Source organism: Microbacterium sp. 20-116 (genome assembly GCF_041079415.1).
Lineage (GTDB): Bacteria > Actinomycetota > Actinomycetes > Actinomycetales > Microbacteriaceae > Microbacterium.
Genome location: NZ_JBFYGP010000001.1, coordinates 34,576 through 59,229, shown reverse-complemented (window position 1 = coordinate 59,229; position 24,654 = coordinate 34,576). Strand labels below are relative to the sequence as shown.

Sequence of the window (24,654 nt, the reverse complement as noted above, 5' to 3'; positions counted from 1 at the left end):
ACCCCACAGACGCGTTTCGTCCACCAGCGTCTCGCCGACATCGAAGACGATCGCTCTGACGTCTTCAGGAATCTCTTGACGGGTCACTCGGCGATGGTGCCACGCACCGCGGCCCTTCGCGACCCGCTACGCCAGTGTGATCAGATCCGCGTAGTCGCGACCCCAGATGTCCTCGACCCCGTCGGGCAGGATCAGCACGCGCTCGGGGTTCAGCGCCTCGACGGCGCCCTCGTCGTGCGAGACGAGCACGACGGCGCCCTCGTAGTGCGACAGCGCGCCGAGGATCTCCTCGCGCGAGGCGGGGTCGAGGTTGTTCGTGGGCTCGTCGAGCAACAGCATGTTGGCCGACGAGACGACGAGCGTGGCGAGCGACAGGCGCGTCTTCTCGCCACCCGAGAGGACCCCGGCGGGCTTCAACACGTCGTCGCCGACGAAAAGGAACGATCCCAGCACCTTGCGGGCCTCGGTCGCGGTGATGTGCGGGGCCGACGACATCATGTTCTCGAGCACCGAGCGGTTCACGTCGAGATTCTCGTGCTCCTGGGCGTAGTAGCCGATCTTCAGGCCGTGCCCGGGCTCGAGCTGACCGGTGTCGGGCTGGTCGACTCCGGCGAGAATACGCAGCAGCGTGGTCTTTCCCGCACCGTTCAGCCCCAGGACGACCACGCGCGAGCCGCGATCGATAGCGAGGTCGACGTCGGTGAAGATCTCGAGCGAACCGTACGACTTCGACAGGCCCGAGGCCATGAGCGGCGTCTTGCCGCAGGGCGCGGGCTTGGGGAACCGCAGCTTCGCGACGCGCTCTTCGGCACGCACCTCGTCGAGGCCCGAGAGCATCTTCTCGGCGCGCGCGACCATCTGGTGCGCGGCTGCGGCCTTCGAGGCCTTGGCGCCGAAGCGTGCGGCCTGCAGCTGCAGTGCCGTGGCCTTCTTCTCGACGTTGACGCGCTCCTTCTTGCGACGCTCCTCGTCGGCCACCCGCTGGCGCAGGTAGTTCTTCCAGTTCATGTTGTAGACGTCGATGACCTGGCGATTGGCATCCAGGTAGAAGACGCGGTTGACGGTCTCGCCGACGAGCTCGACGTCGTGCGAGATCACGATGAGCCCGCCCTTGTAGCCCTTGAGGAATTCGCGCAGCCACACGACGCTGTCGGCGTCGAGGTGGTTGGTCGGCTCGTCGAGGATCATCGTCTGCGCGTCGGAGAAGAGGATGCGCGCGAGCTCGATGCGGCGACGCTGACCACCCGAGAGGGTCTTCAGCGGCTGATCGAGGATGCGGTCGGGAAGCGAGAGATTGTGGGCGATGGATGCCGCCTCGGCCTCGGCCGCGTATCCGCCGGCCGCCTCGAAGCGCTCGGTGAAGTTCGCGTACTTCTTCATGGCCTTCGCGGCGACGGCGGGGTCGTCGTCACCCATCGCCATCGACGCCTCGTGCATGCCGAGGGCGAGCGAGCCCAGGCCGCGGGCGTCGAGGATGCGGGTGCGCGCCAGCATCTCGGGGTCGCCCGAGCGCGGGTCCTGCGGCAGGTAACCGAGTTCACCCGAGCGGTCGAGGCCGCCGTTGGCGGGCAGCAGGTCTCCGGCGAGCACCTTGGTCAGCGTCGTCTTGCCGGCGCCATTACGCCCGACGAGGCCGATCTTGTCGCCGTCGGAGACGCGGAACGCCACGTCGGACATGAGCACGCGGGCACCCACGCGGATCTCGAGGTCGTGCACGGCGAGCACAGCGAACGTCCGTTCTTCGGGGATGGGGAGTGGCCGACATGGCCAGCCACCCAGTATAAGACGCACCCCTGCATGCCCGCCGACAGCCCGCTATCTCGTCGTGGACGGGTTACCGACGTGGCGCAGCGGACACGTCGGAACGGCGGCCGAGGTTACCTCGATACCGAGACGAATCCCCCGGTCCATCACCCTCTGAGTTTGCGTTCTCACCCGATCCCTGAACTAACCTAAGCCTATCCTTACTTAATACGCAGGAGGCTCTTCGTGTCCCGATTCCGCGCTCTGGCGGCCCTCGCCGTCGGTACCGCCCTCGTCCTCACCGGCTGCGCCGGTACCTCAGCCGCGCCGGGCGCACAGGAAGGTACGTCGACGTCGGCATCGGGTTCCTTCCCCGTCACGATCGACCACGCCTTCGGCGAGACCACGATCGAGGCGGAGCCGCAGCGCGTCGTCACCGTCAGCTGGGGCAACCAGGAGGCGGCGCTCGCCCTCGGCGTCGTCCCGGTCGCCATGCCCAAGGTCACCTGGGGCGACGAAGACGGCGACGGCCTGCTGCCCTGGGTCAAGGACAAGCTCGACGAGCTCGGCGCGCAGACACCCACGCTCATGGATGAGACCGACGGTTTCGACTACGAGGCGATCGCCGACGCCAAGCCCGACGTGATCCTCGGCGCCTACTCCGGCATGACGCAGGAGCAGTACGACACGCTGAGCAAGATCGCCCCCGTCGTGGCGTTCCCCGAGATCGCGTGGGGCACCTCCTGGCAGCAGATGACGCTGGCGGATGCCAAAGCCCTCGGCCGCGAAGAGCAGGCGGAGCAGCTGATCGGCGACCTCGAGAAGCACGTGACCGACGAGTCGGCGAAGTACCCCGCCCTCGCCGGCAAGAAGACGCTGTTCACCTCGCTCGACCCGACCGACCTGAGCACCGTCGGCTTCTACTCGCTCAAGGACCCCCGCGCGCTGTACCTCTCCGAGCTCGGTATGACCCCCTCGTCGGCCGTCGAGACCGCGAGCAAGGACAGCGAGACGTTCTGGTTCACGCAGAGCACCGAGAACATCGAGTCCTTCGCCGACGTCGACGTCATCGTCGGTTACGGAACCCCGGCGCTCCTGACCCAGTTGCAGGCCGACCCGCTGTGGTCGCGCATCCCCGCCATCAAGAGCGGTGCCGTCGCGCTGCTCACCGACAACACCTCGATCGCCGCGGCGGGCAACCCCAGCCCGCTGTCGATCGGCACCTCGTACGGCGACGACTTCATCGGCCTCGTGGGCGCGGCGGCCGACAAGGCCGGCAAGTGATCGCGTTCTCCCCCGCACCGGCGCGATGACTCGTCTCGCCCCGGCATCGACCGCCCCCGTCGACGCAGATCCGCGTCGACGGGGGCGGCGACGCGTGCTCTGGGTCGTCCTGTTCGCCGCGGCCCTGGCCGTCGTCGCCGTGCTCTCCGTGACGTTCGGAGCCCGTGACGTCGCACCCGCCGACATCTGGGCCGGCCTCACCGGCTCGACCGACACCGCGTCGGCCGCCGCGGTCGGCAAGCGCGTCCCGCGCACCATCCTCGCCATGCTCGTCGGTGCCGCCCTCGCCGTGGCCGGGGCCGTACTCCAGGGCGCCACGCGCAACCCTCTCGCCGACCCGCAGATCCTCGGGATCAACGGCGGTGCCTCGCTCGCGATCGTCTCGGGCATCGCGTTCTTCGGCCTCAGCTCGGCATCCGGCTACATCTGGACCGGCATGATCGGCGCGGCCGCGGCCGCCGTCTTCGTCTACGCGATCGGGTCGCTCGGTCGCGGCGGACCCACGCCCCTGCGCCTGGCTCTCGCCGGAGCCGTCACCGCTGTCGCGTTCAGCTCGCTGATCAGCGCTATTCTGCTCCCCCGCATCAACGTCATGAACGTCTTCCGCTTCTGGCAGATCGGCGGCGTGGGAGGCGCCACCCCCGACACGATCCTGCAGGTACTGCCCTTCCTTCTGGTGGGCCTCCTCGTCTGCCTTGCGAGCGCGTCGGCCCTGAACACCCTCGCTCTCGGCGACGAGCTCGCCGCGGGTCTCGGCGCTCGCGTCCGTACGGCGCGCCTCGTCGCCTCGGCAGGGGCGGTCATCCTGTGCGGCGCCGCGACGGCCGTGGCCGGTCCGATCGGCTTCGTCGGTCTCGTCGTCCCGCACATCTGCCGCCTGCTCGTGGGGGTCGACCACCGCTGGCTTCTCCCCGTCTCGGCCGCCGGCGGGGGCATCCTGCTCACCGTGTCCGACATCGTGGGTCGCGTCATCGCCCGCCCCGAAGAGATCGAGGTCGGCATCGTGACCGCACTGATCGGCGCCCCCTTCTTCATCGCCCTCGTTCGTCGCCAGAAGATGAGGGCCCTGTGAGCACGCACACCTCCCCACGGGTGGCCACCGCGAGCGTCGTGCCCGATGCCCTGGCATCCGTCGTCGCCGGCCGCCGCCGTCGCCGTCACCGCTGGACGCTCGTCACGGTCGCCCTCGCGATCGCGGTCGTCGTCGCCTTCGCCCTGTCGCTCATGATCGGCCAGACCTTCTACACCCCCGCCGAGGTATGGGGCGTGCTGAGCGGACAACGGGTGGCCGGCGCCTCGTTCACGGTCGGCGAACTGCGCCTTCCCCGCGCGCTGACCGGCCTTCTCACGGGACTCTGCTTCGGCATGGGCGGTGTCGTCTTCCAGTCGATGCTGCGTAACGCCCTCGCCAGCCCCGACGTGATCGGCATCAACACCGGTGCGAGCGCCGCGGCTGTCTTCGGAATCGTCGTGCTGGGGTGGGGCGAGACCGCCGTCTCGGTCGTCGCGATGGCCGCGGCCCTCGCCGTCGCCCTGTCGATCTACCTCCTCGCCTACCGCAAGGGCGGGTCCGGTGCGCGGCTGATCCTCATCGGCATCGGCGTCGCCGCGATGTGCCAGGCGGTCGTGTCCTACGTGATCTCTCGCGCCGCCGAGTGGGACCTTCCCGCCGCGATGCGCTGGATCACCGGAAACCTCAACGACGCCACGTGGGACCGCGCCCTCCCGGTCGCCGGAGCCGTCGTCATCCTCGGACCGATCCTGCTCGCCCTGTCCGGCCGCCTCGAGATCCTGCGGATGGGCGACGACACCGCCGCCGCCGTCGGGCTCCCCGTCGAGCGCACGCGCCTGCTGCTCATCGTGGCGGCCGTGGGCCTGCTGGCCTTCGGCACCGCCGCGGCCGGTCCCATCGCCTTCGTGTCCTTCTTGGCGGGCCCCATCGCCGTACGCCTGCTCGGCCCCGTCGGCTCTCCCGTGCTCCCCGCCGGTCTCCTCGGCGCCCTGCTGGTGCTCGTGGCCGATTTCTGCGCCCAGTACGCGTTCGGAACGCGTCTGCCCGTGGGCGTCATCACCGGCGTGCTGGGCGCGCCGTATCTCATCTACCTGCTCGTTCGCAGCAGCCGAACCGGAGGAACCACGCTATGACCGTCGAGCGCTCCCTGGTAGCCGAGGGCGTCACCCTCGGCTACGGAGACCGGACCATCGTCCACTCTCTCGACCTGGAGATCCCGCCGGGCAAGGTCACGACCATCGTCGGCGCGAACGCGTGCGGCAAGTCGACGCTGCTCAAGGCCATGGCGCGCCTGCTCGCGCCCTCCGCGGGGCAGGTGCTGCTCGACGGCAAGTCCATCCACCGCCAGCCCACCAAGCAGGTCGCGCGAGTGCTGGGGCTCCTCCCCCAGTCGCCGATCGCCCCCGACGGCATCGCCGTGTCCGACCTCGTCAGCCGCGGCCGCCACCCCCACCAGGGCGCGCTGTCGCGCTGGACGAGCGCCGACGACGCCGCGGTGGCACGCGCCCTCGACGCCACCGACGTCGCGCACCTCGCCGACCGCCCCGTCGACGAACTCAGCGGCGGCCAGCGCCAGCGCGTGTGGATCGCGATGGCCCTCGCTCAGGAGACCGACGTCCTGCTCCTCGACGAGCCGACGACGTTCCTCGACATCAGCCACCAGATCGACGTCCTCGACCTGCTCGCCGACCTCAACCGCGACCGCGGAACCACGGTGGCCATGGTGCTCCACGACCTCAACCTCGCCGCCCGTTACGCCGACCACCTCGTGGCCATGGCGCAGGGCGAGGTCATCGCCGCCGGAGACCCCGCCGAGGTCCTCACCGAAGAGACCGTGCGCCGCGTCTTCGGCCTCGACAGCCGCGTCGTACCCGACCCGCTGACCGGGCGGCCCATGGTCATCCCGATCGGTCGGCACCACACGGTGGCCGAGCCGGAGCAGGCGCAGACGGCCTGACGCTCCGAAAACGAGACAAGCCCCGGCCTCGGCCGGGGCTTGTCTCGTGGGGCGTGGAACGTGCCGCTTACGCCGTGCGCTCGACCTGACCCGCGCGCCAGTACCCCATGAACGCCACACGCCCGCGGTCGACGCCGCAGCCGGAGACGAGCATGCGGCGCAGCAGCTTCACCGTCGACGATTCGCCCGCGATCCAGGCGTAGAACTCCCCCTCGGCGTCGGCCGGGCTGTCCCACAGCAGCTCGACGTCGAGGTCGATGTCTTCGAGCACCTGCGGGCGGGGCGCGGCCGCCCGCGCCAGAACGTCACCGGATGCCGCGGTCCAGGCCTCCATGGCCTCGATCAACGCCTCGCCGTGGGGCCGTTCGCCACGTGGAAGCCAGGTGACGCGCGCATCGCCGCTTCGCACCGGAAGGGCGTCGTCGACATCGGGCACCTCGATGAACGCGTCGACCTCGAGACCCGGCTCGAGACCCTCGAGCACAGCGCAGATCGCCGGAGCGGCGGTCTCGTCGCCGGCCAGCACGATGCGACGAGCCGTACCGGGATGGAAGTCGATCCCCTGCGCCGACTCGGGGCTGCGCGCGTCGGGCCCGACGACCACGAGCTGGTCGCCGACGGTCGCGGCCTCGGCCCACGAACCCGCGGGGCCGGCGTCGTGGTGCACGACGAAGTCGATGTCGAGCTCGAGCGCCTCGGGATCGATCCGGCGCACGGTGTAGGTACGGAACGGCATCCGCTGCTCGTCGGGAAGGTCGCGCCAGCGGATGTACCACTCGCCGTTGGCGATGGCGTCCGGGTCCTCCTGTCCGATGTCGCAGACGGTGCCGTCCCGACCGGGCAGGACCAGCTTGACGCGCTGGTCGCGACGGTCGGTGCCGAAGACGTCGAAGTCGGGCGATGTGAACGTCACGCGCACGAAGTGCGGCGAGAGTCGCCGCGCTTCCTTCACCACGGCGACGTACGGGCGGTAGGCGGGACGCGTGGCAGTGATCACGAGATAAGGATACCCTTACCTTGTCTCGAATGCCACGCCGCTGCCTCGACGACGAGGTACCCCGCCGGGCTACCCGCGATCGACGAGTCCCCCGATGCGCTCGATCGCCTCGCGCAGCACCTCGGGCGCGCAGCCGACGTTGATGCGCACGTGCCCCACGCCCTCGACACCGAAGAGCGGCCCGTGATGCAGGGCCACCTGGGCCTCGCGACGGATGAACGGAGCGGGGTTGTCGCCCCAGCCGTACGCCGAGACGTCGACCCACGCGAGGAACCCCGCCTCGGGAACGCGATAGCGCGCGAGCGGCAGATGCTCGGCGAGCAGGTCGGCGAGCAGCCGGCGATTGGAATCCAGGGCCACGAGCAGCGACGCGAGCCACTCGTCGCTGTCGACGGAGAACGCCGCACGATTCGCGATGACGCCGAACAGCCCCGCTCGCCACTCCACCTCCCACGGGAGCCCGCGGACGACGGCGGCGGTGTCCTCCGCCCCCGTCACGATGACCGCGCACTTGAGGCCGGCGAGGTTGTACGTCTTGCTCGCGCTCGTCACGGTGTAGCCGACCGCGGCGGCATCGTCGCCGGCATCCAGGAAGGGGGTGAACACCGCCGGGGCGTGAGTGAGCGGCGCGTGGATCTCGTCGCTGACCACGCTGGCGCCGTAACGCCGGGCCAGACGCGCGAGGGCCGCGAGCGACTCACGTGAGTGCACGGTTCCGGTCGGGTTGTGCGGGTTGCACAGCAGCACGGCACGCGCGCCCCCGGCCAGCGCCCGCTCGATGCCATCGAGATCCAGACTCCACCGTTCGCCGTCGTCCACCAGCGGGACGCGCTCGACCACGGCCCCCGCCTCCTCGACGGTGTCGTAGAACGGCGGATACACCGGCGGCGTCACGACCACCCGGTCGCCGGGCGAGGTCACCGCGCGCAGCACCTCGACGACGCCCATCATCACGTCGCCCGTCCAGCGGATGCGCGCCGCATCCGGCCGCCACCCCCACTGCCGCTCGGCGAAGTCGGCGAAGTCGATATCGATGCCCGGTCGCGGCGGGGTGTACCCCGTGTCACCGATCTCGACGGCCCGGTGCAGAGCGTTCGTGATGGCCGGCGCGAGCGGAAAATCGGTCTCGGCCACGAACATCGGGATCACGTCATCGTCGTAGGAACGCCATTTCGTGCTGCTGCGCTGGCGCAGAAGTTCGAGCGGCAGGGCCTGCAACGGGAGAACGCTCATGCGAAAAGCCTAACGAGAGCCCCGGATGCCGAGCATCCGGCGCGTCAGAGGAGGACACACGGCGCGCAAGGAACCACGAACGCCCACCCCCGGAGGGATGGGCGTCCATGAGAGGGTCTCAGATCGCGAAACCGAGGGCGCGCATCATGTCGCGGCCGTCGTCGGTGATCCGTTCGGGGCCCCACGGCGGCATCCACACCCAGTTGATGCGGAAGCGTTCCACGACGTTGTCGAGGGCCTGGGCCGTCTGCTCTTCGAGCACGTCGGTCAGCGGGCAGCCGGCCGAGGTGAGGGTCATGTGGATGACGAGCGCGTCGTTCTCGTCATCCCACGCGAGATCGTAGATGAGGCCGAGGTCGACGACGTTGATCCCCAGTTCGGGGTCCATGACGTCTTTGAGAGCCTCGGTGACCTCGTCGTACTTCTCGGGAGCGAGGGTTGCGGTCATGTAACGATCCTACGCGTCGATCGGCGTACCGGCCTCGAGGAAGCGGTCGTAACCCTCTTCTTCGAGTCGGTCGGCGAGCTCGGGCCCGCCCTCTTCGACGATGCGGCCCTTGACGACCACGTGCACGAAGTCGGGGCGGATGTAGCGCAGGATTCGCGTGTAGTGGGTGATGAGCAGCACACCGAGATCGGTCTGCTCCTTCGCGCGGTTCACACCCTCGGACACGATCTTCAGCGCGTCGACGTCGAGACCCGAGTCGGTCTCGTCGAGCACGGCGATCTTCGGCTTGAGAAGCTCGAGCTGGAGGATCTCGTGACGCTTCTTCTCGCCGCCCGAGAAGCCCTCGTTCACATTGCGGGAGGCAAACTTCGGGTCCATGCGGAGGTTCTCCATGGCGCCCTTGACGTCCTTGGTCCACGAGCGGATCGCCGGGGCCTCGCCGTCGATGGCCGTCTTGGCGGTGCGCAGGAAGTTCGTGACGGTGACGCCGGGGATCTCGACCGGGTACTGCATCGCCAGGAAGAGACCCGCGCGAGCGCGCTCGTCGACGCTCATCTCGAGGACGTCCTCGCCGTCGAGCGTGATGGAGCCGCTCGTGACGGTGTACTTGGGGTGACCGGCGATCGTGTACGCCAGGGTCGACTTGCCCGAGCCGTTGGGGCCCATGATCGCGTGGGTCTCACCGGTGCGCATGGTCAGCGTCACGCCGTTGAGGATCGGGGTCGTACCGTTCTCCGTCTCGACCGTCACGTGGAGGTCGCGGATCTCGAGGACAGACATGGTGTTCCTTACTCGTAAATTCTGGGGGTCGTGGGCGCGGCTCAGGCCGTCGCCTTGGTGACGGACGGATCGATGAGCACGTCGTCTCCGTCGATCACGACCTCGTACACGGGAACCGGCTCGTAGGCCGGGAGGTTCAGCGGGCGACCGGTCTTCAGCGAGAACGCCGAGCCGTGGGCCCAGCACTCCAGGGTCTCTCCCTCGACGAAGCCGTCGGAGAGCGAGATGTCGCCGTGCGTGCACACGTCGCCGATCGCGTGGACATCGCCGTTGCCGTCGAGGACGACGGCGATCGCGACACCGTCGATCTCGACGCGGTGCGCCTCGTCTTGCGTGAGGTCGCTGAGGGCGCACGCGCGGGAGGCGCTCACGCCGGGGCTCCCGCGGCCAGCTCGTGCTCGATGGCCTCGATGAGCTCGATCTCGAGCTCGGGGATGCCGATGCGCTGCACGATCTCGCTGAGGAAGCCGAGCACGACGAGGCGGCGAGCCTCGTCTTCTGCGATGCCGCGCGCCTGCAGGTAGAACAGCTGCTCGTCGTCGAAACGCCCCGTGGCGCTGGCGTGGCCGGCACCCTGGATGTCGCCCGTCTCGATCTCGAGGTTCGGGATCGAGTCGGCGCGAGCACCGTCGGTGAGAACGAGGTTGCGGTTGGCCTCGTAGGAGTCGGTGCCCGTGGCATCCGGTCCGATGAGGACATCGCCGATCCACACGCTGCGCGCGCTCTCGCCCTGCAGGGCGCCCTTGTACAGCACGTCGCCGACCGTGTGCGGTCCCTTGTGATGCAGGTAGACCTGCGACTCGAGGTGCTGACCGGCGTCGGCGAACGACAGGCCATACAGGCGTCCCTCGGCGCCGGGTCCCGACAGCTCCACCGAGGGGTTCACGCGCACGACGCCGCCGCCGAAGCTCACCACGACGTGCGTGAGCTTGGCGTCGCGGTCGACGCGGGCCTGGTGGGATGCCGCGTGCACGGCGTCGTCGTTCCAGCGCTGCACCGAGACGACGGTGAGATCGGCGCCGTCGCGCACGATGATCTCGACGTTCTGCGCGTGGTTCGCGGTGCCCTCGTGACGCAGCACCACGGTGCCGCGCGAGTTCGGCTGCGCCTCGATCACGACGTGGGCGTGCGCGAGGCCGCCCGTGCCGGTCAGGCGGACGACGACGGGCTCGTCGAGCTCGACGTTCGCGGGGATACGCAGCAGCGGCGCCTCGGCCTCGTGCTGCCAGGCGAGGGCGGCGGTGAGGTCTTCCGGACGGAAGTGCTCGCCGCGCGGAGCCTCACCGGCGGCCAGCCGCAGCTGCTCGACGGCGGCGGGGGCGCTCACCTCGACCGAGACGACGCCCGAGGGGCCCGCCTCGTCGACGAACAGCGGCGCAAGCCGGGCGATGGGCGTCAGCTTCCAGTTGACCTCGCGGCCCGTGGGCACGCCGAAGTCAGCCGGATCGAACGAGGTCGGTCGCTCGGAGCGCGTCTGCACCGGAACGACGGATGCCACGAGTGCGGCGGGGTCGATATGCCCCTCCGCGGCGGCTGCGGGGGTCTGAGTCGCAGTCGTCATTTAGCCTACGGATCCTTCCATGCCCATCTCGATGAGCTTGTTGAGCTCGAGCGCGTATTCCATCGGCAGCTCGCGAGCGATCGGCTCGATGAAGCCGCGCACGATCATGGCCATGGCCTCGTCTTCGGGCATACCGCGCGACTGCAGGTAGAACAGCTGCTCTTCACTGACCTTGGAGACCGTGGCCTCGTGGCCCAGCTGCACGTCGTCGACGCGGATGTCGATCGCGGGATAGGTGTCGCTGCGCGAGATCGTGTCGACCAGAAGGGCGTCGCAACGCACCGTGTTCGCGGAGTGGTGCGCATTGGCATCCACTCGGACCTCACCGCGGTAGCCCGCCCGACCGCCACCGCGGGCGATCGACTTTGAGACGATCGACGACTGCGTGTAGGGCGCCATGTGGATCATCTTCGCGCCGGCGTCCTGGTGCTGACCGGGACCGGCGAAGGCGACCGAGAGGGTCTCGCCCTTGGCGTGCTCACCCATGAGGTAGATGGAGGGGTACTTCATCGTGACCTTGGAGCCGATGTTGCCGTCGACCCACTCCATTGTCGCGCCCTCGTGCGCGATGGCGCGCTTGGTGACGAGGTTGTAGACGTTGTTCGACCAGTTCTGGATCGTCGTGTAGCGAACGCGGGCGTTCTTCTTCACGATGATCTCGACCACGGCGGAGTGCAGCGAGTCGCTCTTGTAGATGGGAGCGGTGCAGCCCTCGATGTAGTGGACGTAGCTGTCCTCGTCGGCGATGATCAGCGTCCGCTCGAACTGACCCATGTTCTCGGTGTTGATGCGGAAGTACGCCTGAAGGGGGATCTCGACGTGCACGCCCTTGGGGACGTAGACGAAGGAGCCGCCCGACCAGACCGCCGTGTTCAGAGCGGCGAACTTGTTGTCTCCGGCGGGGATGACGGTGCCGAAGTACTCTTCGAAGAATTCGGGGTGCTCGCGCAGAGCGGTGTCGGTGTCCATGAAGATGACACCCTGCTGCTCGAGGTCCTCGCGGATCTGGTGGTAGACCACCTCGGACTCGTACTGCGCGGCGACGCCGGCGACGAGGCGCTGACGCTCGGCCTCGGGGATACCGAGCTTCTCGTAGGTGTTGCGGATCTCTTCCGGAAGGTCTTCCCAGGTCTGCGCCTGCTTCTCGGTCGAGCGCACGAAGTACTTGATGTTGTCGAAGTCGATCTCCGACAGGTCTGCACCCCAGGTGGGCATGGGCTTGCGGCCGAAGAGCTGGTAGCCCTTCAGGCGCGTCTTCAGCATCCACTCGGGCTCGGACTTGAGGGCGGAGATCCCGCGCACCACGTCCTCGTTGATCCCGCGCTGCGCGATCGCGCCGGCGGCATCGGTGTCGTGCCAGCCGAACTCGTATTGCCCCAGGCTTTCGAGCTCGGGTCGGTCGATGAGTACATCGGACATGGTGATCACTCTCCTTCTCGGGCCACAACGGTGTCATCCGCCCCGGCATTCCGGACTCCGGTCGAAGTCTCAGGAAGGTCGCTGGTGGGCCCGCTCGAAGGCGCTGGCTGCGCGCCTAGACTGTCGTGGGTGCGGAACGCGTGAGCGCTGCACCCGGACCCTTTGATTCTACAGGCAACACCCGCTCTCGGCATGGCAGGCCCACTCTCCCGACGGCCAGGAGCACTTCGACGCCAGGAAGCCGTACGCATGCCCTCCGCCTCGTCCCCCACCGCCTCCACCCGCGACTCCGGCGCTCTGCGCCGCCTGATCGGATGGCTCCCCACCGACGTCGACCGTCGCGTGCGCGTTTTCGCCTGGTTGTCGTTCGTCGCCGAGGTGCTCATCATCGGCACCGGGGGCGCCGTGCGCCTCACCGGCTCGGGCCTCGGCTGCCCGACCTGGCCCAAGTGCACGCCCGACTCGCTCGTGAACACGCAGGAGATGGGCATCCACGGTGTCATCGAGTTCGGCAACCGGACGCTGACCGGGCTGGTCGGAATCCTCGCCATCGCCGTGGTGGTGCTCGTCTGGCGCATGCGGCACGAGCGCCGCGTGCTGTTCGTGCTCGCGCTCGTCGTGCTCGTGGGGATCGTCGCCCAGGCCGTCGTCGGCGGCATCACGGTGCTCACCGGCCTCAACCCCTTCATCGTCGGCTTCCACTACGTCGCCTCGGTGTCCCTGGTGGCGGTGTGCGCCGCCTTCCTCGTGCGGATGAACCAGCCCGCCGGCCCTCGCCTGCTCGCGGCCCCCCGCTGGTTCGCCGGCCTGGTCCACGCGACGACGGGCGTCCTCGCGCTCACGATCGTCTTCGGCGTGCTCACCACCGGCGCGGGCCCCCACTCGGGTGACGCCTCCGCCGGGCGCAACGGATTCGACGCCGAGGTGCTCGAGCACGTGCACTCGTGGCCCGGGTACGCGCTGTTCGCGCTGACGCTCGTCGTGGTCGTCGCGGCGTGGCGTCTGCGCCTGCCGGTGCGCCGCTGGGCGATCGCCCTGCTCGCCGTCGAACTCGTTCAGATCGCCGTCGGTCTCTACCAGGCACGCAACGGTCTGCCCGAGTTCGCGGTCGGTACCCATATGGTGCTCGCGGCCCTGACCGCCGCCACCATGACCGTCGTAGTGCTGCGCCTGAAGCAGCCCGCGACCGCGGGCCGCCAGGATGCCGTACGCGAGACGGCAGCCGCCCGCGGCTGACGCGGGGCCGGGGTCCGCGCCGAGACGCGCTCCCGCCGACGGTCCGCTTCGCCGCCGGCCGGCATCCGCTCGGCGCCGCGATGTCCACCTCCGCATGACCTCAGGGCGCGGATCGGACCCCCTTATACGCTCATAGGCGTTTCATCGGCGACCCCTACACAGCACACCGGCGCATGGGTCATGGTCGAACATGGCACTTTCGTGTCCACCGTCCCGTCGTCCCCCGCTTCGGGACCCGCCGCCCGACACCCCCCTGTCGGAACGACAAGGAGTACTCCCCATGAAGACCCGTCCCCGCCTGGTGACCAGCATCCCGTTCTGGGTGCTCGTCGTCGCATCCCTGGCCGCCATCGCCGGCGGACTCGCGATCGTCCTGAACGGGATCGACGCGATGGAGCAGGTGCTCAACGATCCGAACGCCACCGTCGTGCAGGTCTACGTCGGCCAGTCGTGGGTCGTCGTCGGCGCCGCCGTCCTCGGCGCGGGTGCGATCGGCATCGTCGCGGTCCTCGCCCTCGCCGCCGCCACCGCGCTCACCCACCGTCCCGACGTCGCTATCGAGACCATCGACTGGAGCAGCGACGACGAGACCGTCGCCGAGGACTCCGCTCCCGTCTCCCCGTTCGCGCCCGCCACGACCGCCACGCCCCTCGCGGTGGAGGATGCCGACGTCGAGACGCCGTCGACCGCGACCGCTCCCCCGCAGGCCGCAGCTGCTGCTCGCCACGACGAGCCCCGGCTCGACGCCGGAGACGACGCCACGCGTCGCTGATCCCGCGCCTCGAAGCGCCCGCTCCCGATGGGGGCGGGCGCTTTTCGCGTCTCCGGAGGACGGGTCGAATGCGTACCGTGGAGGGATGTTCACACTGCGCACGACCCGGGAGGTCGACTGGCCAGAGGTGCGGTCGTTCCGCATCGAGAACGCCACGGACAACCCCGTGTCGTGGACCGCGACCGTCGAAGAGACGCTGCTCATCCCCGACGACGGTTGGAAGATGCGCGCACGCCGAGGCGAACAACCAGACACGACGAGCCTGGCCGCCATAGCCGACGAGACGGGTCGGTGGCTCGGGATGATGTGCGCGCAGCTCGGCGATGCGCACGGTCCGGAACCCGTCCTCACGGGCGTGTATGTGACCCCGGACGCGCGCGGGCGTGAGAACGGCGTCACCGACGCCCTGCTCGCCGCGGTCCTGGGCTGGGCCGCCACACGCGGAACGACCCTCCGGCTCTGGGTGGCCGAGCGCGCCGCCCCGGCCCGGAAGTACTACACCCGAAACGGGTTCGTCACGACCGGGCGCACCCAGGAGCTCCGGGTCCTCGGCCGCCGTTCGCTCCCCGAGGACGGCGGCCTCGTGGAGATGAGCCGCTCCCTCATCGCCGACGCACCCCGCGCGGACGCCGACCGCTGATCGCCACCGCGCCGGCTCGCTCGGACACGCCGGGAACCGGCATCCGGAACGAGAAAGCGCCCGCCCCGAGAACGGGACGGGCGCTTTCTGGAATCGGTCAGAACGGAAGCAGCGGGTCGACCGCGATCGCGACGAACAACAGGGTGAGGTAGGTGATGGAGGCGTGGAACACGCGCATCGGCCGGGGCTCTCCGCCGCGCACGGCACGGGAGTACAGCCGGTGGGACTCGTAGATGAACCACCCGCCGAACACGAGCGCCGAGACCGTGTAGACCAGGCCCATCGGCGCGACGGGGATGAGCAGCAGCGAGCACGCGACGGTGGCCCACGCGTAGAGGATGACCTGCAGGCCGACCTGCGAACCACTGCGCGTCGCGCCGAGCATGGGTACGTCGACCTCGTCGTACTGGGCGGCGTACTTCATCGACAGCGGCCAGTAGTGCGGGGGCGTCCACAGGAACACCAGGGCGAAGAGGATGAAGGGCGTCCACGAGAGCGAGCCCGTCACCGCCGACCAGCCGATGAGCACCGGGAAGCACCCCGCAATGCCGCCCCACACGATGTTCTGCTCGGTGCGGCGCTTGAGGATCATCGTGTAGATCACGACGTAGAAGAAGATCGCTGCGGCCGACAGACCCGCCGCGAGGACGTTGGTGAAGGCCCACAGCCAGATCGTCGAGACCGCCGCGAGCGTCCACGCGAAGACCAGCGCACCGCGCGGCGAGACCTCTCCCGTCACGAGCGGGCGGTTGACCGTGCGCTGCATGTGGGCGTCGATGTCGCGATCGAGGTACATGTTGAACGCCGCCGCCGACCCCGCGCTGAGCGAACCGCCGATGACGGTGGCGAGGATCAGCCACAGGTTGGGAAGGCCACCCTGCGCCAGGATCATCACCGGCACGGTGGTCACCAACAGAAGCTCGAGGACGCGGGGCTTGGTCAGAGCGACGTAGGCCCGGAGGGTGCGTCCGACGGAGCGGCGATCGGTCGTCGCAATGACGTGCGACGTCGTCGAGATGTCCATCGTCCCCCGGGGTAGCGCGAATAGAACCCTCACGATTCTATGCCATCCCCACCACACGACCGGCCGCCTGTCGACCCCCGTCACGCACCGCGACCTGCACCGGCGTTCTCGCTATGCTGACGGAGAACGCGCGCCCCGCGCCGACACCCCACCCCTCTCCCACTCCTACGGTGGTGAGTGCGGCGTCGGAAGTGAACCCGGGCGCTCAGTATCGAGAAAGGCGACCCAGTTGTCGGACTTCGAATGGGATGACATCGATCGGCGCGCGGTGGACACCGCTCGCGTTCTCGCGGCGGATGCCGTGGAGAAGGTGGGCAACGGCCACCCCGGAACCGCGATGTCGCTCGCTCCCGCGGCCTACCTGCTCTACCAGCGCGTCATGCGCCACGATCCCGCCGACACCCACTGGCCGGGTCGCGATCGCTTCATCCTGTCGGTCGGACACTCCTCGCTGACGCAGTACGTGCAGCTGTACCTCGGCGGCTTCGGTCTCGAGAAGAAGGACCTCGAGGCGCTGCGCACCTGGGGCTCGCTGACCCCCGGCCACCCCGAGTACGGTCACACCGACGGCGTCGAGATCACCACGGGTCCCCTCGGCCAGGGACTCGCGTCCTCGGTCGGCTTCGCCTACGCGGCGCGCTACGAGCGCGGTCTGTTCGACCCCGAGTCACCCGCCGGCGAGAGCCCCTTCGACCACTACGTCTACGTCATCGCCGGTGATGGCGACCTCCAGGAGGGCGTGACCAGCGAGGCCTCCTCGCTCGCCGGCCATCAGGAGCTCGGCAACCTCATCGCCATCTACGACTCGAACCAGATCTCGATCGAGGACGACACCAACGTCGCCTTCACCGAGGACGTCCAGAAGCGCTACGAGGCGTACGGCTGGCACGTGCAGACGGTCGACTGGAAGAAGACCGGCGAGTACGTCGAGGACGTCGCCGAACTCCACGCGGCGATCGAGCGCGCCCAGGGCGAGACGAGCAAGCCCTCGCTCATCATCCTCAAGACGATCATCGGTTGGCCCTCGCCCGGCAAGCAGAACTCCGGCAAGATCCACGGCTCCGCCCTCGGCGCCGATGAGCTCAAGGCGACGAAGGAGGTGCTCGGTTTCGATCCCGAGCAGCACTTCGCCGTCGACGACGACGTCATCGCCCACACGCGCAAGCTGGTCGAGCGGGGCGAGGCCGAGAAGGCCGCCTGGCAGCAGAAGTTCGACGCCTGGGCCGAGGCCCACCCCGAGCGCAAGCAGCTGTGGGACCGCCTGCAGGCGCGCGAGCTCCCCGAGGGCATCGCCGACGCCCTCCCCGCCTTCGAAGCGGGCAAGGACGTCTCGACCCGCGCCGCCAGCGGCACGGTCATCAACGCCCTGGCCGCCGAGCTCCCCGAGCTCTGGGGCGGTTCGGCCGATCTCGCCGAGTCCAACCTGACGACGATCAAGGATGCCAAGTCCTTCATCCCCTCGTCGTGGTCGACGCACGAGTGGTCGGGCGACCCCTACGGCCGCGTGCTGCACTTCGGCATCCGCGAGCACGCGATGGGCGCAATCCTCAACGGCATCGTGCTCCACGGCCCCACGCGTCCCTTCGGCGGCACGTTCCTCATCTTCAGCGACTACATGCGCCCGCCGGTGCGTCTGGCCGCCCTGATGAACATCCCGACGATCTTCGTCTGGACGCACGACTCCGTCGCCCTCGGCGAGGACGGCCCCACCCACCAGCCGATCGAGCAGATCGCCACGCTCCGCGCCATCCCGAACTTCGCCCTCGTGCGTCCGGCGGATGCCAACGAGACGAGCGTGGTCTGGCTCGAGATGCTGCGCCGCACCGCCGGCCCCGCCGGTATCGCCCTGACCCGCCAGAACATCCCCGTCTTCGCCCGCGGCGAGGGCGCGGCATCCGGTGACGAGTTCGCCTCCGCCGAAGGCGCGGTCAAGGGTGCGTACGTCCTGGCCGAGGCCAAGAACGGCGAGCCCGACGTGATCCTCATCGCGACCGGCTCCGAGGTGCAGCTGGCCGTCGAGGCGCGAGAGACGCTCGCGGCCGAGGGCGTGCACGCCCGCGTCGTGTCGGCCCCCTCGCTCGAGTGGTTCGCCGAGCAGGACGAGGCGTACCGCGAGTCGGTGCTGCCCTCGTCGGTCAAGGCACGCGTGTCGGTCGAGGCAGGCTCCGCCCTCAGCTGGGCGGGCATCGTCGGCGATGCCGGTCGCTCGGTCGCGATCGACCACTTCGGTGCGTCGGCCGACTACAAGACCCTTTTCCAGAAGTTCGGCATCACGACGGAGCACGTCGTCGAGGCCGCCCGCGAGTCGCTTGCTGCCGCGGGAGCGGCAGCCGGACAGACGTCCGCAACGCAGAAGTAATCAGAGGAGAACCAGAACAATGAGCACTCCCACCGCAGATCTCTCCGCCGCAGGCGTCAGCATCTGGCTCGACGACCTGTCGCGTCAGCGCATCCAGTCCGGCAACCTCGCCGAGCTCATCGAGAAGCGCGACGTCTCGGGCGTCACCACCAACCCGACGATCTTCGCCGGCGCGCTGTCGAAGGGCGAGGCGTACGAGGGCCAGGTCAAAGAGCTCGCCGCCCAGGGCGCCAGCGTCGACGAGGCGATCTTCTCGATCACCACCGACGACGTGCGCGACGCGTGCGACATCTTCCTCCCGGTCTTCGAGGCCACCAACGGCGTCGATGGTCGCGTCTCGATCGAGGTCTCCCCCGACCTCGCGCACGACACCGAGGGCACCGTCGCTCAGGCGAAGGACCTCTCGGCCCGCGTCGACCGCAAGAACGTCCTCATCAAGATCCCCGCGACCAAGGCCGGCCTGCCCGCCATCACCGAGGTCATCGGCGCCGGCATCTCGGTCAACGTCACGCTCATCTTCAGCCTCGAGCGCTACGAAGAGGTCATCGACGCGTACCTCGCGGGCGTCGAGAAGGCGCGCGACGCCGGTCACGACATCGCGAACCTGCAGTCCGTCGCGTCGTTCTTCGTCTCGCGGGTCGACACCGAGATCGACAAGCGTCTCGCCGCGATCGGCACCGACGAGGCCGCCGACCTCAAGGGCAAGGCCGGCATCGCCAACGCGCGCCTGGCCTACGAGCTCTTCGAGAAGAAGTTCGCCGAGCCCCGCGCCAAGGAGCTCCTGGATGCCGGTGCCACGGTGCAGCGTCCGCTGTGGGCCTCGACCGGGGTCAAGGACCCGGCTCTGCCCGACACGCTCTACGTGACCGAGCTCGTCGCCCCCGGCACCGTGAACACGATGCCCGAGAAGACGCTCGAGGCCACGTTCGACCACGGCGTCATCACCGGCGACACCGTCACCGGCGCGTACTCCGACGCGCACGAGGTCTTCGACCGCCTCGCCGCGGCAGGCGTCGACGTCACCGACGCCACCCAGGTGCTCGAGGACGAGGGCGTCGAGAAGTTCATCGCCTCCTGGCACGAGCTGCAGGACACCGTGAAGACCGCACTGCAGGCCGGAAGCGCCCAGGCCGCGCAGTGACTCTCGCCGTCAAGGTCACCGGCCACGTCAAGTCGGTCGTCGACGCGGAGTTGCCGGGCCTGACGGGCTCGCTCATCGCGTCGGGCATCACCGCGGGCGACGCCTCCCTGTGGGGCGCCGCCGCGGAGGACGAGGCCTCGCGTCGGCTCGGGTGGGTGCGGGCGGTCTCCGTCTCGCGCCCGCTCGTGCCCGAGATCACGGCCCTGCGCGACGAGCTCGTCGCGCAGGGCGTGACCCGTGTCGTCCTGGCGGGGATGGGCGGATCCTCGCTCGCCCCCGAGGTCATCGCGCAGTCAGCGGGCGTACCTCTCGTCATCCTCGACTCGACCGCTCCGGGCCAGGTGCTGGCTGCGATCGACGGCGATGCCGAGTCCGGTGGCCTCGAGAAGACCGTGCTGGTGGTCTCGAGCAAGTCGGGCTCCACGATCGAGACCGATTCCGCCAAGCGCGCCTTCGAGGCCGCCTTCCGCGATCTCGGCATCGACCCCACCGGTCGCATCGTGGTGGTCACCGACCCCGGCTCCCCGCTCGAGCAGTCGGCTCGCGCCGACGGCTACCGCGTCTTCACCGCCGACCCCACCGTGGGTGGGCGCTACTCGGCACTGACGGCGTTTGGACTCGTCCCCACGGGCCTCGCGGGCGTCGACATCGAGGATCTCCTCGACGAGGCGGATGCCACGTTGCTCGAGGTCGCGATCGACTCGCCCGAGAACCCGGCACTCGTGCTGGCGGCAGCCATCGCCGGAGGCGGCGACCTGCGCCGCGACAAGCTCGGACTGGTCACCGACGGCAGCCACATCATCGGCCTCCCCGATTGGATCGAGCAGCTGGTGGCCGAGTCGACGGGTAAGAACGGCACCGGCATCCTGCCCGTCGTCCTGCTCCCCGTGTCGCCCGAGCTCGAGACGAAACCCGACGACCTCCAGGTCGTGCGATTCGTCGACGACGCCGAGGCGTTCCACCTGTTCGAGCGGCACACCGGCGAAGTGCTCATGAGCGGTTCGCTCGGCGCGCAGTTCGTCGTGTGGGAGTACGCCACCGCGATCGCCGGTCGGCTGCTCGGGATCGACCCCTTCGATCAGCCCGACGTCGAGTCGGCCAAGACCGCGACGCGCGGTCTGCTCGACGCGCAACCCGCCCCCACCGCCCCGGCCTTCGTCGATGGCGGAGTAGAGGTGCGCGTCTCCGACCCGGCCCTGGCGGCCAGCGGAACGGTCGCCGGTGTGCTCGCGGCGCTGTGGCAGACGGTACCCGCGGACGGCTACGTGAGCGTTCAGGCGTACGTGAACCGACTCGACCTCGCCCAGCTTGCGGGACTGCGCGAACTCGTGGCCGCCGATTCCGGTCGCCCCACGACGTTCGGGTGGGGACCGCGGTTCCTGCACTCCACCGGGCAGTACCACAAGGGAGGACCCGCGACCGGCGTCTTCCTGCAGATCCTCGAACGCACCGATGTCGACCTCGAAATCCCCGGTCGACCGTTCACGTTCGGACAACTCATCCAGGCACAGGCCGCGGGAGACGCGAGTGTGTTGGCGGAGGGCCACGGCCGTCCCGTCGTCACGCTGACGCTGACCGACCCGCAGGTCGAGGTCCTCTCACTCTTCGAGGCGGCACAGTAAGCATGGTCGTAGAGATCACTCCGGGTCACAATCCGTTGCGCGATCCCGAGGATCGTCGCTTGAGCCGAATTGCGGGGCCCAGCGCCCTCGTGATCTTCGGCGTCACCGGCGACCTCTCGCGCAAGAAACTCATGCCGGCGGTCTACGACCTCGCCAACCGCGGGCTGTTGCCCCCGGGCTTCGCGCTCGTGGGGTTCGCACGCCGCGACTGGGAGGACCAGGACTTCGCGAAGGTCGTCTACGAGTCGGTCAAGAAGTACGCCCGCACGGAGTTCCGCGAGGAGACGTGGAAAGAACTCCTCGAGGGCATCCGCTTCGTCCAGGGCGAGTTCGACGACCCCGAAGCCTTCCAGCGCCTGCGTGCGACGGTCGACAAGCTCGACACCGAGCGCGGCACGATGGGCAACCACGCCTACTACCTCTCGATCCCGCCGAAGGCCTTCCCGCTGGTGACCACCCAGCTCAAGGCATCGGGGCTCGTCGGAGACGAGTCCGACGGCGTCAACGGGTGGCGTCGCGTGGTCATCGAGAAGCCGTTCGGCCACGATCTCGCTTCCGCTCGCGAGCTGAACGAGGTCGTCGAGAGCGCCTTCCCCGCCGACTCGATCTTCCGCATCGACCACTACCTCGGCAAAGAGACGGTGCAGAACATCCTCGCGCTGCGTTTCGCCAACGAGCTGTACGAGCCGATCTGGAATCGCAACTACGTCGATCACGTGCAGATCACCATGGCGGAGGACATCGGTGTCGGCGGCCGAGCCGGCTACTACGACGGCATCGGTGCAGCCCGTGACGTCATCCAAAACCACCTGCTCCAGCTCCTGGCCCTCACCGCGATGGAAGAGCCCATCAGCTTCAACGCCGCGGATCTGCGTGCCGAGAAGGAGAAGGTGCTCGCCGCGGTCCGCGTGCCCGAGAACCTCGCCGAGGCCACCGCTCGCGGTCAGTACGCCGGCGGGTGGCAGGGCGGGGAGCAGGTGCTCGGCTTCCTCGAGGAAGACGGCATGAATCCCGAGTCGGTCACCGAGACGTACGCGGCGATCAAGCTCGAGATCAACACGCGCCGCTGGTCGGGCGTGCCCTTCTACGTCCGCAGCGGCAAACGCCTGGGCCGCCGCGTGACCGAGGTTGCCGTCGTGTTCAAGCGCGCGCCGCAGCAGCTGTTCTCGCAGAGCCAGACGCAGGAGCTGGGGCAGAACGCCCTCGTCATCCGTGTTCAGCCCGACGAGGGTGTGACGATCCGTTTCGGCTCGAAGGTCCCCGGCGACGGCACCCAGGTGCGCGACGTCACGATGGACTTCGGCTACGGGCACGCTTTCACCGAGGCGAGCCCCGAGGCCTACGAGCGCCTCATCCTCGACGTGCTGCTCGGAGACCCGCCGCTGTTCCCCCGTCACGAAGAGGTGGAGCTCAGCTGGAAGATCCTCGACCCGATCGAGGAGTTCTGGGCCGCCCAGGGCGGTCCGCTCGAACAGTATTCGCCCGGTTCGTGGGGTCCGGCTTCCGCCGACGAACTCCTCGCCCGCGACGGCCGCACCTGGAGACGCCCGTGATCATCGATCTTCCCGACACCACTGTCAGCGCCATCTCGAAGAAGCTCGTGAGCGTGCGCGAAGAGGGCGGCGCCGTGGCCCTCGGCCGCGTGCTGACGCTCATCATCGTCACGCACCACGGTGCCGAAGAAGAGGTCATCGAGGCCGCGAACGACGCGTCGCGCGAGCACCCGATGCGCGTCATCGCCGTCCTGTTCGGCGACGGCGATGTCGAGCCGCGTCTCGACGCGCAGATCCGCGTGGGCGGCGACGCCGGGGCGAGCGAGGTCGTGGTGCTCCGTGCCCACGGCGCCGCGGGCTCCAACGCCGAGAGTCTCGTGACCGGTCTGCTGCTCCCCGACGCGCCGGTCGTCGCGTGGTGGCCAGCCGACGCTCCCGACGATCCATCGCATTCCGCGATCGGTCGCATCGCCCAGCGTCGCATCACCGACGCGTCCTCTCAGGCGGATCCCGCCGCGTGGGTCGCGCACCTCGGCGAGCACTACGCCCCCGGCGACACCGACTTCGCATGGACCCGCGTGACGCGCTGGCGCGAGCAGTTGGCCGCGGTCCTCGACCAGCCGCCCTACGAGCCGGTCACCGCGATCGAGGTCCGCGGCGCCGCCGACTCCCCCTCCACCGCCCTGCTGGCGGCGTGGCTGGGAATGAAGCTCGAAGCCCCCGTCGACTACGCGTACCTGCCCGCGGACGAGTGGTCGAGCGGCATCAAGTCGGTCCGTCTGACGCGGGCAAGCGGCGACACCCTTCTCGAGCGCCCGGAGTCCGGTGTCGCGGTGCTGACCCAGCCGGGTCAGCCCACGCACGACCTGGCATTCCCCCGGCGCACGCTCCGCGAGTGCCTCGCCGAGGAGCTCCGCCGCCTCGACCCCGACCTGCTCTACGGTCGCGTCATCACCGAGGGGCACGACCTTCTGCTCGCAGCGAGCGAGCGGAACGCGTCATGACCGACAACGGCTCGGCCAAACAGGTCATCATCAAGCCGGATGCCGAGACCCTGGCATCCTACGTCGCCACCCGTTTCGTGAACCGCATCGTCAAGCGCGTCGCCGAGGGCAAGCGCATGCACGTGTGCCTGACCGGCGGGACGATGGGCGGAGCGGTGCTGCGCACGGCCGCGCGCGACGAGCGCATCGGGCAGATCGACTGGTCGCTGGTGCACTTCTGGTTCGGCGACGAGCGGTTCGTTCCGCGCGACTCCGACGATCGCAACGAGAAGCAGGCGCGCGAGGCGTTCCTGGACCACCTCGACATCCCGGCCGAGAACATCCACACCGTGGCCTCGAGCGAAGACGGACTCGACCTCGATGCGGCGGCCATCGCCTACGCCGACGAGCTGGCGCAATTCGCGCCGTCCGATCGCAGCGAAACCGGTCCGTGGCCCGCGTTCGACATCTGCTTCCTCGGTGTCGGTCCCGACGCGCACATCGCCTCGCTGTTTCCGGATCGCCCCGAGATCTCGGTGGTCGATCGAGCCACCGTGCCGGTGCGCAACTCCCCCAAGCCGCCGAGCGAGCGTGTGTCGCTGACGCGACCGGTGATCAATTCGTCCAAGCGCGTGTGGATGGTCGTGGCGGGTGCCGACAAGGCCGCTGCTCTGGGCCTCGCCCTCGCCGGCGCCAGCTATCAGAGCGTGCCGGCGGCCGGAGCCAAGGGACGCCGCCGCACGGCGTTCTTCGTCGACGAGGTCGCGGCCGACCAGGTTCCGCCGCAGCTCATCGACCGCGAGTACTGAGACTCGCGAGAACGAGCGCTGCCGCCTGCGTCGCGCCTATCGAGACCGGATGCCACACGGCATCCGGTCTCGGTCGTTACGCACTCGTAAGCCTGCCGGGGTCCCCGCCCATTGTCTTCGACCCATCGCGGTCTTACTCTT

At 69.2% G+C, this 24,654-nt stretch carries 22 protein-coding genes; 13 read left to right on the top strand and 9 right to left on the bottom strand.

All coding sequences use genetic code 11. From position 1 onward, the window contains the following. Positions 1–126: 126 nt before the first annotated feature. A complete protein-coding gene (locus AB6V29_RS00250; protein ID WP_369356375.1) occupies positions 127–1,725 on the bottom strand; it encodes an ABC-F family ATP-binding cassette domain-containing protein in 1,599 nt (532 codons plus the stop codon). Positions 1,726–1,989: 264 nt separating this feature from the next. Here AB6V29_RS00250 and AB6V29_RS00245 point away from each other — a divergent pair, with 264 nt between their 5' ends. The 4 genes from AB6V29_RS00245 to AB6V29_RS00230 are packed head-to-tail and all read left to right on the top strand — an operon-like array spanning position 1,990 to position 5,996. Next, positions 1,990–3,027 (top strand): ABC transporter substrate-binding protein, encoded by a 1,038-nt coding sequence (locus AB6V29_RS00245; protein ID WP_369356373.1) that lies wholly within the window; start codon positions 1,990–1,992, stop codon positions 3,025–3,027. A gap of 25 nt (positions 3,028–3,052) precedes the next feature. Further along, on the top strand, positions 3,053–4,099 hold the full coding sequence (locus tag AB6V29_RS00240) for an iron ABC transporter permease (protein ID WP_267787450.1): 1,047 nt from the start codon (positions 3,053–3,055) through the stop codon (positions 4,097–4,099). 20 nt (positions 4,100–4,119) lie between these two features. Continuing rightward, positions 4,120–5,172 carry a FecCD family ABC transporter permease gene (locus AB6V29_RS00235; RefSeq protein WP_369357146.1) on the top strand — a complete coding sequence of 351 codons (1,053 nt, stop codon included), beginning with the start codon at positions 4,120–4,122 and terminating at the stop codon, positions 5,170–5,172. After that, the gene (locus AB6V29_RS00230; protein WP_267787451.1) at positions 5,169–5,996 is read left to right on the top strand and encodes an ABC transporter ATP-binding protein; all 828 of its coding nucleotides are present in this window, start codon (positions 5,169–5,171) and stop codon (positions 5,994–5,996) included. The genes AB6V29_RS00235 and AB6V29_RS00230 overlap by 4 nt, the downstream gene beginning before the upstream one ends. Positions 5,997–6,063: 67 nt before the next feature. Here the strand turns inward: AB6V29_RS00230 and AB6V29_RS00225 are convergent, their stop codons facing one another. The 7 genes from AB6V29_RS00225 to sufB all read right to left on the bottom strand — a co-directional run bounded on the left by AB6V29_RS00225 (position 6,064) and on the right by sufB (position 12,434). Next, the gene (locus tag AB6V29_RS00225; protein ID WP_267787452.1) at positions 6,064–6,993 is read right to left on the bottom strand and encodes a siderophore-interacting protein; all 930 of its coding nucleotides are present in this window, start codon (positions 6,991–6,993) and stop codon (positions 6,064–6,066) included. 69 nt (positions 6,994–7,062) lie between these two features. Then, positions 7,063–8,226, bottom strand: a complete 1,164-nt coding sequence (locus tag AB6V29_RS00220; protein WP_369356370.1) for a MalY/PatB family protein — start codon at positions 8,224–8,226, stop codon at positions 7,063–7,065. A 118-nt stretch (positions 8,227–8,344) separates the two neighbouring features. Continuing rightward, positions 8,345–8,674, bottom strand: coding sequence for a metal-sulfur cluster assembly factor (locus AB6V29_RS00215; RefSeq protein WP_056232125.1), 330 nt, complete (start codon positions 8,672–8,674; stop codon positions 8,345–8,347). Positions 8,675–8,683: 9 nt separating this feature from the next. Then, positions 8,684–9,454: a Fe-S cluster assembly ATPase SufC gene (gene sufC, locus AB6V29_RS00210; protein WP_056232130.1), complete on the bottom strand. Its 771-nt coding sequence runs from the start codon at positions 9,452–9,454 to the stop codon at positions 8,684–8,686. A gap of 41 nt (positions 9,455–9,495) precedes the next feature. Then, complete coding sequence (locus AB6V29_RS00205; protein WP_115918788.1) at positions 9,496–9,825, bottom strand: non-heme iron oxygenase ferredoxin subunit; 330 nt, start codon at positions 9,823–9,825, stop codon at positions 9,496–9,498. Continuing rightward, positions 9,822–11,015, bottom strand: a complete 1,194-nt coding sequence (gene sufD / locus AB6V29_RS00200; RefSeq protein WP_210076624.1) for a Fe-S cluster assembly protein SufD — start codon at positions 11,013–11,015, stop codon at positions 9,822–9,824. The genes AB6V29_RS00205 and sufD overlap by 4 nt, the downstream gene beginning before the upstream one ends. After that, positions 11,016–12,434, bottom strand: a complete 1,419-nt coding sequence (sufB, locus tag AB6V29_RS00195; protein ID WP_094734162.1) for a Fe-S cluster assembly protein SufB — start codon at positions 12,432–12,434, stop codon at positions 11,016–11,018. It abuts the gene before it with no gap. Positions 12,435–12,683: 249 nt separating this feature from the next. Here sufB and AB6V29_RS00190 point away from each other — a divergent pair, with 249 nt between their 5' ends. From AB6V29_RS00190 to AB6V29_RS00180, 3 genes are all read left to right on the top strand, one after another. Beyond that, positions 12,684–13,670: a heme A synthase gene (locus AB6V29_RS00190; RefSeq protein ID WP_307316482.1), complete on the top strand. Its 987-nt coding sequence runs from the start codon at positions 12,684–12,686 to the stop codon at positions 13,668–13,670. Positions 13,671–13,950: 280 nt separating this feature from the next. Beyond that, positions 13,951–14,442 (top strand): dinucleotide-utilizing enzyme, encoded by a 492-nt coding sequence (locus AB6V29_RS00185; RefSeq protein WP_267787455.1) that lies wholly within the window; start codon positions 13,951–13,953, stop codon positions 14,440–14,442. Between the two features lie 85 nt (positions 14,443–14,527). Beyond that, complete coding sequence (locus AB6V29_RS00180) at positions 14,528–15,082, top strand: N-acetyltransferase family protein (RefSeq protein ID WP_369356367.1); 555 nt, start codon at positions 14,528–14,530, stop codon at positions 15,080–15,082. Positions 15,083–15,179: 97 nt separating this feature from the next. Here the strand turns inward: AB6V29_RS00180 and AB6V29_RS00175 are convergent, their stop codons facing one another. Then, on the bottom strand, positions 15,180–16,106 hold the full coding sequence (locus AB6V29_RS00175; protein ID WP_267787457.1) for a heme o synthase: 927 nt from the start codon (positions 16,104–16,106) through the stop codon (positions 15,180–15,182). A 229-nt stretch (positions 16,107–16,335) separates the two neighbouring features. Between AB6V29_RS00175 and tkt the strand changes: the two genes are divergently transcribed. The 6 genes from tkt to pgl are packed head-to-tail and all read left to right on the top strand — an operon-like array spanning position 16,336 to position 24,513. After that, entirely contained in the window at positions 16,336–18,465 is a 2,130-nt protein-coding gene (gene tkt / locus AB6V29_RS00170; protein WP_307316478.1) for a transketolase, read from the top strand. A 19-nt stretch (positions 18,466–18,484) separates the two neighbouring features. Then, the gene (gene tal, locus AB6V29_RS00165) at positions 18,485–19,606 is read left to right on the top strand and encodes a transaldolase (protein ID WP_267787459.1); all 1,122 of its coding nucleotides are present in this window, start codon (positions 18,485–18,487) and stop codon (positions 19,604–19,606) included. Continuing rightward, on the top strand, positions 19,603–21,228 hold the full coding sequence (locus AB6V29_RS00160) for a glucose-6-phosphate isomerase (protein ID WP_307316475.1): 1,626 nt from the start codon (positions 19,603–19,605) through the stop codon (positions 21,226–21,228). The genes tal and AB6V29_RS00160 overlap by 4 nt, the downstream gene beginning before the upstream one ends. A gap of 2 nt (positions 21,229–21,230) precedes the next feature. Continuing rightward, complete coding sequence (zwf, locus tag AB6V29_RS00155; protein WP_210076639.1) at positions 21,231–22,781, top strand: glucose-6-phosphate dehydrogenase; 1,551 nt, start codon at positions 21,231–21,233, stop codon at positions 22,779–22,781. Beyond that, positions 22,778–23,725 carry a glucose-6-phosphate dehydrogenase assembly protein OpcA gene (locus AB6V29_RS00150; RefSeq protein ID WP_267787461.1) on the top strand — a complete coding sequence of 316 codons (948 nt, stop codon included), beginning with the start codon at positions 22,778–22,780 and terminating at the stop codon, positions 23,723–23,725. The genes zwf and AB6V29_RS00150 overlap by 4 nt, the downstream gene beginning before the upstream one ends. After that, positions 23,722–24,513 carry a 6-phosphogluconolactonase gene (pgl, locus tag AB6V29_RS00145; protein ID WP_267787462.1) on the top strand — a complete coding sequence of 264 codons (792 nt, stop codon included), beginning with the start codon at positions 23,722–23,724 and terminating at the stop codon, positions 24,511–24,513. Before AB6V29_RS00150 ends, pgl begins: the two co-directional genes overlap by 4 nt. Positions 24,514–24,654: the final 141 nt, after the last annotated feature.

What these genes read in the sequence shown, in the direction of transcription:
- AB6V29_RS00240 (WP_267787450.1), top strand. Translation starts at nt 3,053, where the DNA reads ATGACTCGTCTCGCCCCGGCATCGACCGCCCCCGTCGACGCAGATCCG.
- AB6V29_RS00230 (WP_267787451.1), top strand. Translation starts at nt 5,169, where the DNA reads ATGACCGTCGAGCGCTCCCTGGTAGCCGAGGGCGTCACCCTCGGCTAC.
- AB6V29_RS00220 (WP_369356370.1), bottom strand. Translation starts at nt 8,226, where the DNA reads ATGAGCGTTCTCCCGTTGCAGGCCCTGCCGCTCGAACTTCTGCGCCAG.
- AB6V29_RS00215 (WP_056232125.1), bottom strand. Translation starts at nt 8,674, where the DNA reads ATGACCGCAACCCTCGCTCCCGAGAAGTACGACGAGGTCACCGAGGCT.
- sufC (WP_056232130.1), bottom strand. Translation starts at nt 9,454, where the DNA reads ATGTCTGTCCTCGAGATCCGCGACCTCCACGTGACGGTCGAGACGGAG.
- sufD (WP_210076624.1), bottom strand. Translation starts at nt 11,015, where the DNA reads ATGACGACTGCGACTCAGACCCCCGCAGCCGCCGCGGAGGGGCATATC.
- sufB (WP_094734162.1), bottom strand. Translation starts at nt 12,434, where the DNA reads ATGTCCGATGTACTCATCGACCGACCCGAGCTCGAAAGCCTGGGGCAA.
- AB6V29_RS00190 (WP_307316482.1), top strand. Translation starts at nt 12,684, where the DNA reads ATGCCCTCCGCCTCGTCCCCCACCGCCTCCACCCGCGACTCCGGCGCT.
- AB6V29_RS00185 (WP_267787455.1), top strand. Translation starts at nt 13,951, where the DNA reads ATGAAGACCCGTCCCCGCCTGGTGACCAGCATCCCGTTCTGGGTGCTC.
- AB6V29_RS00180 (WP_369356367.1), top strand. Translation starts at nt 14,528, where the DNA reads ATGTTCACACTGCGCACGACCCGGGAGGTCGACTGGCCAGAGGTGCGG.
- AB6V29_RS00175 (WP_267787457.1), bottom strand. Translation starts at nt 16,106, where the DNA reads ATGGACATCTCGACGACGTCGCACGTCATTGCGACGACCGATCGCCGC.
- tal (WP_267787459.1), top strand. Translation starts at nt 18,485, where the DNA reads ATGAGCACTCCCACCGCAGATCTCTCCGCCGCAGGCGTCAGCATCTGG.
- zwf (WP_210076639.1), top strand. Translation starts at nt 21,231, where the DNA reads ATGGTCGTAGAGATCACTCCGGGTCACAATCCGTTGCGCGATCCCGAG.
- pgl (WP_267787462.1), top strand. Translation starts at nt 23,722, where the DNA reads ATGACCGACAACGGCTCGGCCAAACAGGTCATCATCAAGCCGGATGCC.